This is a genomic window from Streptomyces sp. A012304, assembly GCF_026008495.1.
In the GTDB taxonomy this organism is placed as follows: Bacteria; Actinomycetota; Actinomycetes; order Streptomycetales; family Streptomycetaceae; genus Streptomyces.
The window spans coordinates 237,470-253,736 of sequence record NZ_BQUN01000096.1 but is presented as its reverse complement, the minus strand read 5'-3'; the positions used below and the strand labels follow the sequence as shown (position 1 = coordinate 253,736).

Genomic DNA, 16,267 nt, shown 5'->3' with positions numbered 1-16,267 from the left:
CCCGCGGCCGGGGGCGCGACCCCAGGCGGACGAGGCCCCCGGGCGCGGCCCCAGGGCGGACGAGGGGCCCTCGCCGGGCTCCCCCGCTCGGCGGAGCCGTTACGCTGGGAGCGTGGCAGTCGTCGATGTATCCGAAGAGCTCAAGTCCCTCTCCTCGACCATGGAGTCGATCGAGGCCGTTCTGGACCTCGACAAGCTGAGGGCAGACATCGCCGTGCTCGAGGAGCAGGCGGCCGCGCCGTCCCTGTGGGACAACCCGGACGAGGCGCAGAAGATCACCAGCAAGCTGTCCCACCTCCAGGCCGAGGTCAGGAAGGCCGACGCGCTGCGCGGCCGGATCGACGATCTCGCCGTGCTGTTCGAGATGGCCGAGGAGGAGGACGACCCGGACACCCGCGCCGAGGCCGAGGCCGAGCTGGCCGCCGTCAAGAAGGCGCTGGACGAGATGGAGGTCCGGACGCTGCTCAGCGGTGAGTACGACGCCCGTGAGGCGCTCGTCAACATCCGCGCCGAGGCCGGTGGCGTGGACGCCGCCGACTTCGCCGAGAAGCTCCAGCGCATGTACCTGCGCTGGGCCGAGCAGCACGGCTACAAGACCGAGATCTACGAGACGTCGTACGCGGAAGAGGCCGGCATCAAGTCGACCACCTTCGCGGTGCAGTCGCCGTACGCCTACGGCACGCTCTCCGTCGAGCAGGGCACGCACCGGCTGGTGCGCATCTCGCCCTTCGACAACCAGGGGCGCCGCCAGACCTCCTTCGCGGGCGTCGAGGTCCTGCCCGTCGTCGAGCAGTCCGACCACGTCGAGATCGACGAGAGCGAGCTGCGCATCGACGTCTACCGGTCCTCCGGTCCCGGCGGCCAGGGCGTCAACACCACCGACTCCGCCGTGCGCATCACCCACCTGCCCACCGGCATCGTCGTCTCCTGCCAGAACGAGCGGTCGCAGATCCAGAACAAGGCCACCGCGATGAACGTCCTCCAGGCCAAGCTGCTCGAGCGGCGCCGCCAGGAGGAACAGGCGAAGATGGACGCGCTCAAGGGCGACGGCGGAAACTCCTGGGGCAACCAGATGCGTTCGTACGTCCTGCACCCTTACCAGATGGTCAAGGACCTGCGTACCGAGTTCGAGGTCGGCAACCCCGAGGCCGTTTTCAACGGTGAGATCGAGGGATTCCTGGAGGCCGGAATTCGCTGGCGCAAGCAGCAGGAGAAGTAGGTTTGTCGACAAGGCAACTGCCCCTGGCGCAGGGGTGGTTGCCTTTGTCGTTGCCCTGAGCGCCCTGGATGTCTGGGTTTTACATCACACTCACAGGCTCCGACACCCGGCAAAGCCTTCCTACTTGGACAATGCGTACGCAATGGCCTTGACGTTGCTTTGAAAAATGGGAAGGGTGAAGTTTGGCATGCGTATCTCTGGGGCGCATGTGAACCGGGGGAACTTCGCGTCATTTCAGCTACCCTCCGTCGATCACGGCCCCGGGCGCGGCCTCATGACGATTCGGCTACTGGGGGTAGCAACCATATGACCAAGAAGACGCGGATCCGGGTCGCGCGCATAGCCGCCGGCGCCGTGATCGCGGCGGGCGCCTCGCTGACGGTGGCGGGCGCGGCATCGGCCGTCGACGGCGGCGAGAGCGGCCTCGTCGAGACCCTGGCCGGCGAGAGCGAGAACGCTCCGGGCGACCCGTGCGAGATCGGCACCGGTCCTGAGTGCGACCCGGGCGGTACCTCCGAGGGCGGTGCGTCGAGCGAGGGCGCGGCGTCGAGCAGCAACGGCGGCGCGTCCAGCGAGGGCGCGGCGGCCTCGATCGGCGGCAGCGCGTCCATCGGTGGTTCGTCCAGCGAGGGTGCGGCGGCCTCCATCGGCGGCAGCGCCTCGATCGCGGGCGGTGCCGCGTCGATCGGCGGCAGCGTGTCGATCGGCGGTTCCAGCACCGAGGGCGGCTCCGGCAACAACGGTGGCGCTTCGAACAACGGCGGCTCGTCCAACAACGGTGGCGCCAGCAACAACGGCGGCTCCGGCAACGGTGGTTCGAGCAGCAACAACGGCGGCTCGTCCAACAACGGTGGCGCCAGCAACAACGGCGGCTCCGGCAACGGCGGTTCGAGCAGCAACAACGGTGGCTCCGGCAACGGCGGTTCCTCCGCCACGGGTGGCAGCTCGTCCACGGGCGGCTCCGACTCCACCGGCGGCTCCGCCGCCACGGGCGGTTCCACCAGCACCACCGGTGGCTCCGGCACCACCCCGGACGGCACCTCCGCCCAGGAGGCCGGCAGCTCCGCGCTGACCGACACCTCGGACTCCACCTCCGACGCGGCCGCCCAGGGCGGTGGCGAGGAGCTGGCCGAGACCGGTGCCGGCCAGACCGCGTTCCTGCTGATCGGCGCCGCGACGATGATCGCCGGCGGCATCGGCTTCCGCGTGCTGCCGCGCCTCGTCGAGGGTCGTGGCGGAGCGGCCGCCGCCTGACGGTAGTCGCGGCCGTACGCACCGTACGCGCGCACGAGGAGGGGCCCGGAGCTGTTCAGCTCCGGGCCCCTTCGGTGTCGGGGGGCTAAGCGGTCTGGTGGGCGAGCAGCAGGGCCGCCGCCACCAGCACCGCCAGCAGCGCGATCAGCGCCGTCGGGTTCAGGCCCGCGAAGAAGTTCTCCTGCTGCATCCGCTCGCGGTTCGCGCGGCACACGGGGCACCGGCCCTCGCTCACGGGCGCCGCGCAGTTAGCGCACACCAGCCGGTCGTACGTCATGCGCTCGCCCTCCTTGCACCGGTTCCACGTACACAACGCTCACGGGACCGCGAACGTTCCCCTCCACTGTGCCAGGTTCCCGCGGAGGTTGCGCGGGCGCTCGGGGGAGCCGGGCCGCCGTCCCTCAAGAAGTGCCGCACGGTACAAAAGGGCACAACCTCCGTGCAACCGCAACCGGTGCCTGCGCATGCGTACCCGGTTCGCGTATGGTCACGCTCATCTACCCCCGGCGACCCGTGGTGCATCCGTGATCCGATTCGACAACGTCTCCAAGGTCTACCCCAAGCAGAGCCGCCCCGCACTCAGGGATGTGTCCCTCGAGGTGGAGAAGGGCGAGTTCGTGTTCCTCGTGGGGTCCTCCGGCTCCGGAAAGTCCACCTTCCTGCGGCTGATCCTCCGCGAGGAGCGGTGCAGCCACGGGCAGGTGCACGTCCTGGGCAAGGACCTCGCCCGCCTCTCCAACTGGAAGGTGCCGCAGATGCGCCGCCAGTTGGGGACGGTCTTCCAGGACTTCCGGCTGCTGCCGAACAAGACGGTCGCGGAGAACGTGGCCTTCGCGCAGGAGGTCATCGGCAAGTCCCGCGGCGAGATCCGCAAGTCCGTGCCGCAGGTGCTCGACCTCGTCGGGCTCGGCGGCAAGGAGGACCGGATGCCCGGTGAGCTCTCCGGTGGTGAGCAGCAGCGCGTCGCGATCGCGCGGGCCTTCGTCAACCGGCCCAAGCTGCTGATCGCCGACGAGCCCACCGGCAACCTCGACCCGCAGACCTCCGTCGGCATCATGAAACTGCTGGACCGGATCAACCGGACCGGTACGACCGTGGTGATGGCGACGCACGACCAGAACATCGTGGACCAGATGCGCAAGCGCGTCATCGAGCTGGAGAAGGGCCGCCTCGTCCGCGACCAGGCGCGCGGCGTCTACGGCTACCAGCACTGAGACCGCCCGAGAGCCACGGAAAGGCATAACCAGCCGCCATGCGCGCCCAGTTCGTCCTGTCGGAGATCGGTGTGGGTCTCCGTCGCAATCTGACGATGACCTTCGCCGTCGTCGTCTCCGTCGCCCTGTCGCTCGCCCTGTTCGGCGGGTCGCTCCTGATGAGCGACCAGGTCAACACGATGAAGGGCTACTGGTACGACAAGGTCAACGTCTCGATCTTCCTCTGCAACAAGAGCGACGCCGAGTCCGACCCCAACTGCGCCAAGGGCGCGGTCACCGAGGACCAGAAGAAGCAGATCAAGTCCGACCTCGACAAGATGCCGGTGGTCGACTCGGTCACCTACGAGTCGCAGGACGAGGCGTACAAGCACTACAAGGAGCAGTTCGGTGACTCGCCGCTGGCCGCCTCGCTCACGCCGGACCAGATGCAGGAGTCGTACCGGATCAAGCTGAAGGACCCGGAGAAGTACCAGGTCATCGCGACCGCCTTCGACGGGCGGGACGGCGTGCAGTCCGTGCAGGACCAAAAGGGCATCCTGGACAACCTCTTCAAGCTGCTGAACGGCATGAACTGGGCCGCGCGGGCGGTGATGGCGCTGATGCTGGTCGTCGCGCTGATGCTGATCGTCAACACCGTGCGTGTCTCGGCGTTCAGCCGCCGGCGTGAGACCGGCATCATGCGGCTGGTCGGCGCCTCCGGTTTCTACATCCAGGCCCCGTTCATCGCGGAGGCCGCGGTCGCCGGGCTCATCGGCGGCACGGTCGCCTGCGGATTCCTGGTGATCGCCCGGTACTTCCTCATCGACCACGGACTGGCCCTGGCCGACCAGCTGACACTGATCAACTTCATCGGCTGGGACGCCGTCCTGACGAAGCTTCCGCTCATCCTCGCCACGAGCCTGCTGATGCCCGCGTTGGCGGCGTTCTTCGCGCTGCGCAAGTACCTGAAGGTGTGACGCATGCCAAGGGGGTCGTACGGTCAAGCGACCGTGCGGCCCCTTCGCGTTCGCCTAGACTCGCCGCCATGTCAGGCTGTGACCCGTTCTGTCCGCCCCGCCGCCTCCGTCGCGGGGCCGCCCTGACCTTGGTGTTCGCGAGCGTGCTCGTCGCGGGCGCGGCGACCGGCGCGCTGCCCGGCGACCGCCGCGGGGCCTCGGAGCAGGCCCGCCCGGCCGCCCCCGGCAGCCACTCCGAGGCGGTGACCAGGGCGGCCGAGGAGGCGATGGCCGACGGGAAATCGCCCCTGGAGGCCGCCGAGCGCGCCGTCAGCCGCAGCGGCGACCGCTGGGCCGCGGTCTACTCCGAGGGCGAGTACGAGGAGTTCACCGAGTCCCTCGACGGCCAGTACACCGGCGTCGGCCTGGAGGCGCGGCGCGAGCGCGACGGCGGGATCGAGGTGACCAAGGTGCGGTCCGGGTCGCCCGCGGCCGGCGCCGGGATCCGCGCGGGCGACCGGCTGCGCAGCGTCGACGGGCGGCCGGTCGACGGCCGTCCGGTCACCGAGGTCGTCTCCTTACTGCGCGGTGACGCCACGGACGCGCCCGCCGGCACCACCGTCCGTCTCAGCTTGGAGCGCGGCACACGCGCGTGGACCGAGACCCTGCGCCGGGCCCGCCTGTCCACCGACCCGGTCACCGTGCGCACGCTCGCCGGGGGCGTCACCGTCATCAGGATCGCCGCGTTCACCAAGGGCGTCGGCGACGCCGTCCGCACCGCCGTGCGCGACGCCCCGGCCGGCGCCGGGATCGTCCTGGACCTGCGGGGCAACTCCGGCGGCCTGGTCACCGAGGCCGTCTCCACCGCCTCGGCCTTCCTCGACGGCGGTCTCGTCGCCACCTACGACGTCGACGGCGATCAGCGCGCCCTGCACGCCGAGCCCGGCGGCGACACCACCAAGCCCCTGGTGACGCTCGTCGACGGCGGCACGATGAGCGCGGCCGAGCTGCTCACCGGCGCCCTCCAGGACCGCGGCCGCGCGGTCGTCGTGGGCACCCGCACCTTCGGCAAGGGCTCGGTCCAGATGCCCAGCCGGCTGCCCGACGGCTCCGTCGCCGAGCTGACCGTCGGCCACTACCGCACCCCCTCGGGCCACACCGTCGACGGCACGGGCATCACCCCCGACCTGGAGACCGGCCGGCGGGCCCTGGAACAGGCCGAGACCGTGCTGAGCGGCCTCGGCGACAGCCGCTGAACACTCGGCTCCCGCGCCGCGTAATCGGCTTTCCCCCGGGACCCCTCCAGGTGCGAAAATGGCCGCACTATGAGCAAGGGAATGTACGTACCGAAAGAGTCGCAGCCGAAGCAGGGCAAGCCGGCCGCGGACAAGACCAAGGGCCAGCGCAAGATCGTCGCGCAGAACAAGAAGGCCCGGCACGACTACGCGATCATCGACACCTACGAGGCCGGGATCGTGCTCACCGGCACCGAGGTCAAGTCGCTGCGCCAGGGCCGTGCCACGCTCACCGACGGGTTCGTCCAGATCGACGGGGGCGAGGCGTGGCTGTACAACGCCCACATCCCCGAGTACTTCCAGGGCACCTGGACCAACCACTCGGTGCGCCGCAAGCGCAAGCTGCTCCTGCACCGCGCGGAGATCGACAAGCTCGCGGTGAAGTCGGAGGAGACGGGTCACACGATCGTGCCCCTCGCGCTGTACTTCAGGGACGGCCGCGCGAAGGCCGAGATCGCGCTCGCGCGAGGCAAGAAGGAGTACGACAAGCGGCAGACCCTGCGGGAGAAGCAGGACCGGCGGGACACCGAGCGGGCGATCGCCGCGGCGAAGCGGCGGCAGCGGGGCGCGTAGCCGCCGGCTTCCCGGGGCGCCCGGCCCCCGGGGAATAGGCTGGCATCCACCTGCGTTGGTCACGTACGATGGCACCTGTGCCTCACAGCGGGCACGACGATTGAAAAATCAACATGGGGATGATCGGTTTCGACAACGGATGTCGAAGCAGGGGAAGCGTGTCGAGGAAGCGGCCATGATCTCGTAAACCACAGGCCGAAAAAAATAATCGCCACTGTTAAGAGCGATTCTCCCAAGGCGACGCAGTTCGCCCTCGTTGCCTGATCTCAGGTAACGAGGCAACTGCCCCTTACTAGGGGAGTGTCAGCCCGGGCTCGTTCCCGACCCGGATCCTGGCATCAGCTAGGGAACTAAACCTTGATCCCGGTCACGGGGTGAAGAGGGAAATCAAACAGTGACTGGGCCCGTCGGCGACTTGTTCGCGTGATCGCCGGGGCCGAGAAAAGCACAGCGAACTGCACACGGAGAAGCCCTGGTTCCGCACCGTTGGACGCGGGTTCGATTCCCGCCATCTCCACAGAGTCATCCCATGTGAACAGAGAACCCCGCCCCTTTCGAGGGGCGGGGTTCTCTGTTGTCCGAGCGCGAAAGGGGCCGGTCACGGAACCGCCCGCCGCGCCGTGCTCGCCCGTGTCGTCAGCCGGGGCGGCAGCAGCGTCGCCTCCGGGACCTCGGCCCCCGCCAGCTTGGCCATCAGCAGCTCCACCGCCCGGGTGCCGACCTCCGCCGACGGCAGGGCCACGGAGGTCACGGGCACCCGCAGGGACGCGGCCAGTTCGTCGGGGCAGATCGCGGTGACCGACAGATCGGCGGGCACCCGCAGCCCGAGCTGCTCGAAGGCGTCGAGCAGGGGCTCCAGCACGGCCTCGTTGTGGACGACGACCCCGGTCAGCGCCGGCTGCTCGCGCAGCAGCCGCTCCGCGACCCGGCGCGCGGCGGCCGGCGTCGCCTCGCAGGGGTGGACGGCGGAGGCGAGCCCCGCGCGGTCGGCGGCCGCGGTGAAGCCCTGCACCACCCGCTGCGCGAACGCGGTGCCCCGCACGTACACCTCCGGCGGCGACCCGACCAGCGCCACCACCCGGTGCCCGAGCCCCGCCAGCTGCTCCACGCACGCCTCGCCCGCCGCCCGGAAGTCGAGGTCGATGCAGGTCAGCCCCGCCGCCCGCTGCGGGAACCCGATCATCACGCTCGGCCGGTCGAGGGAGCGCAGCAGCGGCAGCCGGGGGTCGCTGAGCTGGACGTCCATCAGGATCAGCGCGTCCACCAGTGCCGTGTCCGCCACCCGGCGCAGACCCTCCTCGCCCTCCTCCTGGGTCAGCAGCAGCACGTCGTGGTCGTGTCTGCGGGCGGCCACCGCCACCGACACCGCGAACTGCATGACGACCGGCACATGGATGCCGGCCCGCAGCGGCACCACCAGCGCGAGGACGTTGGAGCGGCTGCTCGCCAGGGCGCGGGCGCCCGCGTGCGGGCGGTAGCCCAGCTCGCGGATGGCGGCCTCGACGCGCTGCCGGGTCCCCTCGGAGATGGGACGCTTGCCGCTGAGGGCGTAGGAGACGGTGCTGGCGGAGACGCCGGCGCGCCGCGCCACATCGGTGATCTTGACCATCAGTCCAGCTCCAGCGTCAGGAACCCGGTGCCCGCCGCCGCCCGCGCGAGCCGGTCGCCCGCCCACAGCGCCCAGGGCGCCGAGGGATCACTGGAGGAGGCCCGCAGGGTGTCGCCCTCCCGGACGACGGTGAACGTCACCTCCCCGACCCGCACCGTCACCTGCGCGCCGCGATCCAAGCCGTAGGCGCGCAGCGTGACCCCGTCGGCGTGGCCGTAGTCGGGCCGGTCGGCGTGGGCGCCCACCGGGAGCACCGCGCCCGGCCGCACCAGCAGCGGCACGCTCAGGAAGTCGTGCCGTTCGCGCACCCAGCGCGGCCCGCTCACCGTCCGCCCCGTGCAGAAGTGGGTCCAGGTGCCCTCCGGGACGTAGTAGGTGACGTCCCCCTCGTCGTTGAAGACGGGGGCGACCAGCAGGTCCGGGCCGAGCATGTACTGCCGTTCCAGGTGCGCGCAGCCCGGGTCGTCGGGGAACTCCAGCACCATGGCCCGCATGACCGGCGTGCCCTCCTCGTGGGCGGCGCGCGCGGCCTCGTACAGGTAGGGCATGAGCCGCAGCTTCAGCCGGGTGAAGTGGCGCAGCACGTCCACGGACTGCTCGTCGAACAGCCACGGCACCCGGTAGGAGGAGCTGCCGTGCAGACGGCTGTGCGACGACAGCATTCCGAAGGCCAGCCACCGTTTGAACAGGGCCGGTGTCGGGGTGCCCTCGAAGCCGCCGATGTCATGGCTCCAGAAGCCGAAGCCCGACAGTCCCAGCGACAGCCCGCCGCGCAGCGACTCGGCCATCGACGCGTACGTCGCCTCGCAGTCGCCGCCCCAGTGCACCGGGAACTTCTGGCTGCCGGCCGTCGCCGACCGGGCGAAGAGGACCGCCTCGCCCTCACCGCGGTGCTTGCGCAGCACGTCGAAGACGGTGCGGTTGTACAGGTACGTGTAGTAGTTGTGCATCCGCTCCGGGTCGGAGCCGTCGGACCACACCACGTCGAGCGGGACGCGTTCGCCGAAGTCGGTCTTGAAGCAGTCGACGCCCTGTCCGAGCAGCGCCTCCAGCTTGGCCGCGTACCAGTCGCGGGCGGCCGGGCTGGTGAAGTCGACCAGCGCCATGCCCGGCTGCCACAGGTCCCACTGCCAGACGCCGCCGTCGGGCCGTTTCAGCAGATGGCCGAGCGCCTTGCCCTCCGCGAACAGCGGTGAGCGCTGCGCGATGTACGGGTTGATCCACACGCACACATGCAGGCCCTTCGCCTTCAGCCGGGCCAGCATCCCCTCCGGGTCGGGGAACACCCGGGGGTCCCACCGGAAGTCGCACCAGTGGTACTCCCGCATCCAGAAGCAGTCGAAGTGGAAGACCGACAGCGGCAGTTCGCGTTCCCGCATGCCCTCGATGAAGGAGTTGACCGTCTCCTCGTCGTACGACGTGGTGAAGGACGTCGACAGCCACAGGCCGAACGACCAGGTGGGCGGCAGGGCCGGACGGCCGGTCAGCGCCGTGTACTTGCGCAGGATGTCCTTCGGGCTCGGGCCGTGGATGACGTAGTACGTCAACTGCTGGGTCTCCGCGCTGAACTGCACCCGGGAGACGGTCTCCGAGCCGACCTCGAAGGACACCTTGCCCGGGTGGTCGACGAAGACGCCGTAGCCCGCGTCGGTCAGATAGAACGGGACGTTCTTGTAGGCCTGTTCCGTCGCCGTGCCGCCGTCGGCGTTCCAGACGTCGACGACCTGCCCGTTCTTCACCAGCGGCCCGAAGCGCTCACCGAGGCCGTAGACGGAGGTTCCGACGCCGAGGTCGAGCTGTTCGCGCAGGTAGTGGGCGCCGGTCGCGTCCCGCATGATGCCCATGCTTCCTGGGCCGCTGGCGGTGAGGGTGCGGCCGTGGGCGGCGAACTCGATGTGCCAGGGCCCGGAGCGGGCCACCCGCACCGACAGCGCGCCGGAGGTCAGCGTCGCGTGCTCGTCGTCGTAGGAGATCCGCGGGGCGGCCCGGCCTTCGCCGAGGTCGAACGCGGGCTCGCGCGGCTGTTCGCCCGTGAAGTGGGTCAGCGTCAGGCCGATGACGTCGGGCATCGGCGTGTGCGCGGTGATGGTCAGGACCGGTCCCTTCAGCAGGTCGCCGCGTGAGTGGACCGGCCGGGTCGGCGCGTGGATCTCCAGCACGCCGTCGGCATCGGTGACGTCGAGCACCTGCGCCGGATGGGCGGCGGTGACGCCCTCACGCAGCAGCCAGTAACCGTCGGTGAACTTCATGTGGGGGTGTCCTTACGTGACGGCACCCACGGCGATGCCGGGGTGAGGGTCCGCTGGAAGACCGGGAGGAAGACGACGACGATCCGCCACAGCACCTGCCACTTGTTCGCGCCGTCGGTACGAGCCGTCTCGATGATCTCCCGGGGGAGCCGTGCGAGCACGGAGGAGAGCGGGTACGTGCCGAAGGCCGCCTGGAGCACCGTGCGGACGGCGACCGAGCCGAGGCGGGTGCCGTACCGGCCGGTCCGCTGGCTCAGGTGGTGCACCGGGCGGAGCCCATCGCGCTGTCCGGGGCCTCGTGGTGCCACGGCCGCGGGGTCCCGGCGCCGGACGAGCCGCTGCCCTTCGAGCCGCCGGGGCCGCCCTCACACGCCTTCTTGCCGTCGACATCCTGTGCCTCCCGGGGAGTCGGATGGTGCGCGTGCCTCGGCGAGGCAGCCTTCTCAAGGCGGGAACGGGCGTCGCGCGGGGTGCGTCGAATCGCTTCGACGCGTGACGTCGAAGCGCTTCGACGGGCGAAGGTAGGTGGCTGGCTGTGAGCACGTCAATGGGGCGGGCGGGAAATGGCCGGGCGGCCGACGACGGGGCGGCCGAGAGCGGTGAGGGAGAGCAGCAGGGCCGTCCCCGCAGCGGTGAGGGGCACGCCGTATCCGGCCTGCGGGGAGAGGTGCTCGGCCACCCAGCCGCCCGTCGCGCTGCCGCAGGCGATGCCGCCGAGCAGGCCGGTCACCGCGAGGGTCATGCCCTCGTTGAGCCGGCCCTCGGGTGTGCGTTCCTGGACCAGCGCCATCGTGGTGACCATCGTCGGCGCGGTCGCCATGCCGGCCACCAGCAGGGCGGCCGCCAGCAGCGGGAGCGAGCCGGCCGCCGTCGCGGCCAGCAGCGGGAGCGTCAGCAGGACGGTCATCGCGGCCACGTTCCACGGATGGCGCCGCTCGGCCGGACCGGACGGCCGCACCACTCCGTACACCAGCCCGGCCGCGCACGAGCCGGCCGCCTGGAGCGCGAGGACGACACCGGCGGCCGTACCGTGCCCGCGCGCGTCCGCGAACGCGATCGTCACCACCTCCATCGCCCCGAACACGGCCCCCAGCGCCAGGCACACCACGAGCAGCCGCGGGATGCCGGGCGCGCGCAGCGGGGAGCCGGCGGCGGTGCCGGGGTGCGGGGGAGGCTCGGTCGAACGCTGGGCGGCGAACAGCAGGACGCCGGTGACCAGCAGCACCACGCCGACCAGCGTGCCCGCCTCCGGGAAGAGCGTCCCGCACAGGAAGGCCGCCAGCACCGGGCCCAGCATGAAGCACAGCTCGTCGGCGGCCTGTTCGAAGGAGTTCGCGGTGTGCAGGGCGTCCGGGTCGTCCTTGAGCAGGTGCGCCCAGCGGGCGCGGGACATGCCGCCGGTGTTGGGGATCGTGGCGGTGGCCGCCTCGGCGGCGAACAGCGTCCAGTCGGGGGCGCCGCCGCGCACGCACAGCACCAGAGCGAGCATCCCCAGCATCGCGAACAGCGTGGCGGGTACGGCCACCCGGGCCTGCCCGTACCGGTCCACGAGCCGTGCGATCCACGGCGCGACCAGCGCGGACGCGGCGAGCCCGGTCGCGGTGACGGCACCGGCGAGGGCGTACGAGCCGCGCTGGCCGGCGATCATCACGACCGCGCTCACGCTGAACATGCCCATGGGCAGCCGCGCGAGCAGGTTCCCGGCGGTGAAGGCACGGGCGCCGGGGACGGCGAAGAGGCGGTGGTAGGGGGCGAGGCGGGACATGGCCCCACCGTCCCCCGGCGATGATCACGGGGTCCAACACCTTCCGGCGGCCGATTCACGCACATGGGTTGTGAGTCCTGTTGTAGGTTCACCGAATGCCCGCTCATCTCGACCCCCGGCTCCTGCGCGCCTTCCTCGCCGTCGCCGAGGAACTGCACTTCACACGCGCCGCGGCCCGTCTGTACGTCGCCCAGCAGGCCCTCAGCCGGGACGTACGGCGGCTGGAGCGGGAGTTGGGCGCGGAGCTGTTCGTGCGGACGACCCGGCAGGTGACGCTGACCGGGGACGGGGAGCGGCTGGTGCCGCTGGCCCGCCGGGCGCTCCAGGCGCAGGACGACCTGCTGGCCGCGTTCGGGCCGGCCCGTCCGCTGCTGGTCGATGTGAACTCCCCGGGGCTGGAGACCGGACGCCGGGTGCTGCACCGGGCCCGGGAACTCGCCCCCGAGCTGGAGCTGATGGCCCGCTACGAGAGCGGGCTGACCGGGGCGGCGGCGGAGATCGTCGCGGGCCGGCTGGACGCGTCCTTCGGACGGTACGCGGGGCTGGACGCGGCGCTGCGGGCCTCGCTGGAGCACCGGCTCGTGCGCTGGGAGCCGATGGCGGTGCTGCTGCCCGAGGGCCACCGGCTGGCGGGCCTGGCCCGGGTGCCGCTGGCCGCGCTCGCGGGGGAGAGCGTGTACGCGGGCGCGGGCAATCCCCGGACGCCGGAGTGGACCGATCTGGCCCGTCTGCTGTTCGAGGGGCGGGGCATCGAGGTGGCGGCGCCGGCCCCGCTGGCCGTCGGGGACGAGGAGTTCCAGCGCGTCATGGCGAAGTCCCCGAACCCGATCCTCGCCGTGGTGGGGTTCCCGGCCCTGCCCGGAACGGTCCTGCGGCCCCTGGCCGATCCCGTGCCGCTGTCCCCGGTGTCACTGGTGTGGCGCAAAGGGCTGGTCCATCCGGCGCTCGACGCGCTGCGGCGGGCGGCGGCCGAGCTGGCGTCGGCGCACGGATGGCTGGAAAGGCCCGCCGGGGGATGGGCCCCCGACATCGACATGAGCATGGCGCCCTCGCACGCGTAGAGGGATCGGCCGGGTGCGGCCGCGCGCCCGGCGGGGGCTCGGGCGGAGGGCGATCGGCCGGGGGCGGCCACGCGCCTGAGGGAGCGCGAGCGGGGGCTCCCGTGCCGCCCGCCCCGTATCCTTGCCCAGAACCTCTCACGCGGCCCGCGCCGGAGGTGAGAGCAACGTTCCCTTCCGGTCACCCACAGGCACAGTCCGGAAACGAGCCCTCCCTACCTTCGGGACTCATCACCGCTCATCACCGCGAACCACCCGAGCCCCGGAGCACGTGGAGGCGTCATGACAGCCCCTGGTACAGCCGCACCCCCGACCGCCCCGAAGCGGGGCGGCCGCTGGATCGAGCATTGGGATCCGGAGGACGAGGCCTTCTGGAACGCCACCGGTGAGAAGGTCGCCCGGCGCAACCTCTTCTTCTCCGTCCTCTCCGAGCACATCGGATTCTCGATCTGGACCATGTGGTCCGTGCTGGTGCTCTTCATGGGCCCGGAGTACGGGCTGACCCCGGCGGACAAGTTCCTGCTGACGTCCGTGGTCACCCTCGTCGGAGCCGTCGTCCGCGTCCCCTACACCTTCGCCGTCGCCGTCTTCGGCGGGCGGAACTGGACGATCATCTCCGCCGGTCTGCTGCTGGTCCCCACCATCGCCGCGTACACCGTGATGGAACCGGGCACCTCGTACAACACGTTCCTGCTGATCGGCCTGCTGGCCGGCATCGGCGGCGGCAACTTCGCCTCCTCCATGACCAACATCAACGCCTTCTTCCCGCTGCGCAAGAAGGGCTGGGCGCTCGGCCTGAACGCGGGCGGCGGCAACATCGGCGTGCCGGTCATCCAGCTGGTCGCCCTCGCGGTCATCGGGGCCAGCGGCGGGCCGCGCGTCCTGCTCGGCATCTACATCCCGCTGATCTTCGTCTCCGCGACCCTCGCCGCGCTGTACATGGACAACCTCGCGTCCGTGAAGAACGACACCGGCGCCGCCGTCGACGCCGCGAAGGACGCCCACACCTGGATCATGTCCTTCCTCTACATCGGCACCTTCGGCTCCTTCATCGGCTACAGCTTCGCCTTCGGCCAGGTGCTCACCAACCAGTTCGGCCGTACGCCGCTCCAGGCCGCGTACCTCACCTTCATCGGCCCGCTGCTCGGCTCCCTGATCCGCCCGGTCGGCGGCTGGCTCGCCGACAAGTACGGCGGCGCGAAGATCACCCTCTACAACTACGTGGGCATGGCCGCCGCCACCGCCGTCCTGATCTTCGCCAGCATGCAGAAGTCGCTGCCGCTGTTCGTCGCGGTCTTCGTGGTGCTGTTCGTGCTCAGCGGCCTCGGCAACGGGTCGACGTACAAGATGATCCCCGGCATCTTCCAGGCCAAGGCCGTCGCCAAGGGGCTCACCGGCGAGGAGGCCGCGAGCTACGGCCGACGCCTCTCCGGGGCCTCCATGGGGCTCATCGGCGCGGTGGGCGCGCTCGGCGGCGTCGGTATCAACCTGGCCTTCCGGCAGTCCTTCCTCTCCTACGGCTCCGGCACCGGCGCGTTCGTCGCCTTCCTCGCCTTCTACGGCCTCTGCTTCACGGTGACCTGGGCCGTATACCTTCGCCGCCCGGCCGGCCGGATCACCGCATCCGGAGCCGCCTCCGAGGCGAAGCAGCAGCTCAGTTACGCCGAGGTGTGACGTAACACTGGTGACATGAAGTCGAACCGAGCCTGACACGAGCCGTTGTCAGGCTCGGTCGGCATGTAGGTGGGACGACTCGAGCGGGACGAGAGTGATGTACGAGCAACAGCAGCGACCGGACCAGGGGCCGCAGGCCCGGGACGGCGATCAGCACGGGCCCCTCGCCGGGTTCACCGTCGGCGTGACCGCCGCACGACGGGCCGACGAGCTCGGAGCGCTGCTCCAGCGACGCGGCGCGGCGGTACTGCACGCGCCCGCCCTGCGGATCGTGCCCCTCGCCGACGACGGTGAACTGCTCGCCGCGACCAAGGACCTCCTCGACCAAGCGCCGGACGTCGTGGTGGCCACCACCGCCATCGGCTTCCGCGGCTGGGTGGAGGCCGCCGACGGCTGGGGGCTCGGCGAGCAGCTCCTCGCCCGGCTGCGCGGCGTCGAGCTCCTCGCGCGCGGCCCCAAGGTCAAAGGCGCCATCCGCGCCGCCGGGCTGACCGAGGAGTGGTCGCCGTCCAGCGAGTCCATGGCCGAGGTGCTCGACCGGCTCCTGGAGGAGGGCGTCGACGGGCGGCGCGTCGCCGTCCAGCTGCACGGCGAGCCGCTGCCCGGCTTCGTGGAGGCGCTGCGGGCCGGGGGAGCGGAGGTGGTCGGCGTGCCGGTCTACCGGTGGATGCCGCCGGAGGACATCTCACCCCTCGACCGGCTCCTGGACGCGGCCGTCGCGCGCACCCTGGACGCCGTCACCTTCACCAGCGCGCCGGCCGCCGCCTCGCTGCTGTCGCGGGCGGAGGAACGGGGGCTGCTGACCGAGCTGCTCGCCGCCCTCGGCCACGAGGTGCTGCCGGCCTGCGTCGGTCCGGTCACCGCGCTGCCGTTGCAGGCGCGGGGCGTGGACACCGTCCAGCCGGAACGCTTCCGGCTCGGCCCGCTGGTGCAGCTGCTGTGCCAGGAACTTCCGGCGCGGGCACGGTCCCTGCCGATCGCCGGGCACCGGGTGGAGATCCGGGGGCACGCGGTGCTGGTCGACGGCGAGCTGAGGCCCGTGCCGCCGGCCGGGATGTCGCTGCTGCGGGCCCTGGCACGGCGGCCGGGCTGGGTCGTGCCCCGCGCCGACCTGCTGCGGGCCCTGCCGGGCGCGGGGCGCGACGAGCACGCCGTCGAGACGGCGATGGCACGGCTGCGCACGGCCCTCGGCACGCCGAAGCTGATCCAGACCGTGGTGAAGCGCGGCTACCGGCTGGCGCTGGACCCGGCGTCGGACGCCAAGTACGCGGACAACTAAGGGTGGCTTGTGGGTCGGATCGGCCTCGAGCGCCGGCAAGATCCACAAGACACCCTGGGTCCCGCGACGCCGGGATGACCGGACGACAGGGCCGAGGGTGCCGCGCGCGGGTGAACGGCTCGAGGGACGGGCGTCTCGGCCGA

General features: G+C 71.3%; 13 protein-coding genes, 1 other RNA gene and 1 pseudogene. 10 read left to right on the top strand and 5 right to left on the bottom strand.

What is annotated here, in order from left to right:
• The first annotated feature begins 112 nt into the window (after nt 1-112).
• Together prfB and ALMP_RS22170 are read left to right on the top strand one after the other, a co-directional pair.
• Nucleotides 113-1,219, top strand: coding sequence for a peptide chain release factor 2 (prfB, locus tag ALMP_RS22175; protein WP_264930928.1), 1,107 nt, complete (start codon nt 113-115; stop codon nt 1,217-1,219).
• 306 nt (nt 1,220-1,525) lie between these two features.
• Nucleotides 1,526-2,473, top strand: coding sequence for a hypothetical protein (locus tag ALMP_RS22170; protein WP_264930927.1), 948 nt, complete (start codon nt 1,526-1,528; stop codon nt 2,471-2,473).
• An 85-nt stretch (nt 2,474-2,558) separates the two neighbouring features.
• Here the strand turns inward: ALMP_RS22170 and ALMP_RS22165 are convergent, their stop codons facing one another.
• On the bottom strand, nt 2,559-2,750 hold the full coding sequence (locus ALMP_RS22165; RefSeq protein ID WP_264930926.1) for a hypothetical protein: 192 nt from the start codon (nt 2,748-2,750) through the stop codon (nt 2,559-2,561).
• A gap of 247 nt (nt 2,751-2,997) precedes the next feature.
• Here ALMP_RS22165 and ftsE point away from each other — a divergent pair, with 247 nt between their 5' ends.
• The 5 genes from ftsE (at nt 2,998) to ssrA (ending at nt 7,010) form a co-directional block, all read left to right on the top strand.
• Nucleotides 2,998-3,687 (top strand): cell division ATP-binding protein FtsE, encoded by a 690-nt coding sequence (gene ftsE, locus ALMP_RS22160; RefSeq protein WP_264930924.1) that lies wholly within the window; start codon nt 2,998-3,000, stop codon nt 3,685-3,687.
• A 38-nt stretch (nt 3,688-3,725) separates the two neighbouring features.
• Nucleotides 3,726-4,643 (top strand): permease-like cell division protein FtsX, encoded by a 918-nt coding sequence (ftsX, locus tag ALMP_RS22155; RefSeq protein ID WP_264930922.1) that lies wholly within the window; start codon nt 3,726-3,728, stop codon nt 4,641-4,643.
• A gap of 68 nt (nt 4,644-4,711) precedes the next feature.
• Nucleotides 4,712-5,878: a S41 family peptidase gene (locus ALMP_RS22150; RefSeq protein ID WP_264930920.1), complete on the top strand. Its 1,167-nt coding sequence runs from the start codon at nt 4,712-4,714 to the stop codon at nt 5,876-5,878.
• A gap of 81 nt (nt 5,879-5,959) precedes the next feature.
• Entirely contained in the window at nt 5,960-6,490 is a 531-nt protein-coding gene (gene smpB, locus ALMP_RS22145; RefSeq protein ID WP_264930918.1) for an SsrA-binding protein SmpB, read from the top strand.
• A 115-nt stretch (nt 6,491-6,605) separates the two neighbouring features.
• Nucleotides 6,606-7,010, top strand: a transfer-messenger RNA (tmRNA) gene (gene ssrA, locus ALMP_RS22140).
• Nucleotides 7,011-7,088: 78 nt separating this feature from the next.
• On the opposite strand, the gene ALMP_RS22135 is transcribed toward ssrA, so the two are convergent.
• The 4 genes and pseudogenes from ALMP_RS22135 to ALMP_RS22120 all read right to left on the bottom strand — a co-directional run bounded on the left by ALMP_RS22135 (nt 7,089) and on the right by ALMP_RS22120 (nt 12,113).
• Nucleotides 7,089-8,099, bottom strand: coding sequence for a LacI family DNA-binding transcriptional regulator (locus ALMP_RS22135; protein WP_264930916.1), 1,011 nt, complete (start codon nt 8,097-8,099; stop codon nt 7,089-7,091).
• Nucleotides 8,099-10,348, bottom strand: coding sequence for an alpha-xylosidase (yicI, locus tag ALMP_RS22130; RefSeq protein WP_264930914.1), 2,250 nt, complete (start codon nt 10,346-10,348; stop codon nt 8,099-8,101). Before yicI ends, ALMP_RS22135 begins: the two co-directional genes overlap by 1 nt.
• A 44-nt stretch (nt 10,349-10,392) precedes the next feature.
• Nucleotides 10,393-10,617 (bottom strand): annotated as a pseudogene (locus ALMP_RS22125) (ABC transporter permease subunit); the annotation flags it as partial.
• Between the two features lie 275 nt (nt 10,618-10,892).
• Entirely contained in the window at nt 10,893-12,113 is a 1,221-nt protein-coding gene (locus ALMP_RS22120) for an MFS transporter (protein WP_264930912.1), read from the bottom strand.
• Nucleotides 12,114-12,208: 95 nt separating this feature from the next.
• Here ALMP_RS22120 and ALMP_RS22115 point away from each other — a divergent pair, with 95 nt between their 5' ends.
• The 3 genes from ALMP_RS22115 (at nt 12,209) to ALMP_RS22105 (ending at nt 16,124) form a co-directional block, all read left to right on the top strand.
• Nucleotides 12,209-13,174 (top strand): LysR family transcriptional regulator, encoded by a 966-nt coding sequence (locus tag ALMP_RS22115; protein ID WP_264930910.1) that lies wholly within the window; start codon nt 12,209-12,211, stop codon nt 13,172-13,174.
• Between the two features lie 279 nt (nt 13,175-13,453).
• Nucleotides 13,454-14,845: a NarK/NasA family nitrate transporter gene (locus ALMP_RS22110; RefSeq protein WP_264930908.1), complete on the top strand. Its 1,392-nt coding sequence runs from the start codon at nt 13,454-13,456 to the stop codon at nt 14,843-14,845.
• A gap of 97 nt (nt 14,846-14,942) precedes the next feature.
• Complete coding sequence (locus ALMP_RS22105; protein ID WP_264930906.1) at nt 14,943-16,124, top strand: uroporphyrinogen-III synthase; 1,182 nt, start codon at nt 14,943-14,945, stop codon at nt 16,122-16,124.
• The last annotated feature ends 143 nt before the right edge of the window (nt 16,125-16,267 follow it).

Bases quoted from the DNA above. Each gene is read 5' to 3' on its own strand.
- ALMP_RS22165 (WP_264930926.1), bottom strand. From the start codon at position 2,750: ATGACGTACGACCGGCTGGTGTGCGCTAACTGCGCGGCGCCCGTGAGC.
- ALMP_RS22105 (WP_264930906.1), top strand. From the start codon at position 14,943: ATGTACGAGCAACAGCAGCGACCGGACCAGGGGCCGCAGGCCCGGGAC.
- ALMP_RS22150 (WP_264930920.1), top strand. From the start codon at position 4,712: ATGTCAGGCTGTGACCCGTTCTGTCCGCCCCGCCGCCTCCGTCGCGGG.
- ALMP_RS22120 (WP_264930912.1), bottom strand. From the start codon at position 12,113: ATGTCCCGCCTCGCCCCCTACCACCGCCTCTTCGCCGTCCCCGGCGCC.
- yicI (WP_264930914.1), bottom strand. From the start codon at position 10,348: ATGAAGTTCACCGACGGTTACTGGCTGCTGCGTGAGGGCGTCACCGCC.
- ALMP_RS22110 (WP_264930908.1), top strand. From the start codon at position 13,454: ATGACAGCCCCTGGTACAGCCGCACCCCCGACCGCCCCGAAGCGGGGC.
- smpB (WP_264930918.1), top strand. From the start codon at position 5,960: ATGTACGTACCGAAAGAGTCGCAGCCGAAGCAGGGCAAGCCGGCCGCG.
- ALMP_RS22170 (WP_264930927.1), top strand. From the start codon at position 1,526: ATGACCAAGAAGACGCGGATCCGGGTCGCGCGCATAGCCGCCGGCGCC.
- ALMP_RS22115 (WP_264930910.1), top strand. From the start codon at position 12,209: ATGCCCGCTCATCTCGACCCCCGGCTCCTGCGCGCCTTCCTCGCCGTC.
- ALMP_RS22135 (WP_264930916.1), bottom strand. From the start codon at position 8,099: ATGGTCAAGATCACCGATGTGGCGCGGCGCGCCGGCGTCTCCGCCAGC.
- ftsX (WP_264930922.1), top strand. From the start codon at position 3,726: ATGCGCGCCCAGTTCGTCCTGTCGGAGATCGGTGTGGGTCTCCGTCGC.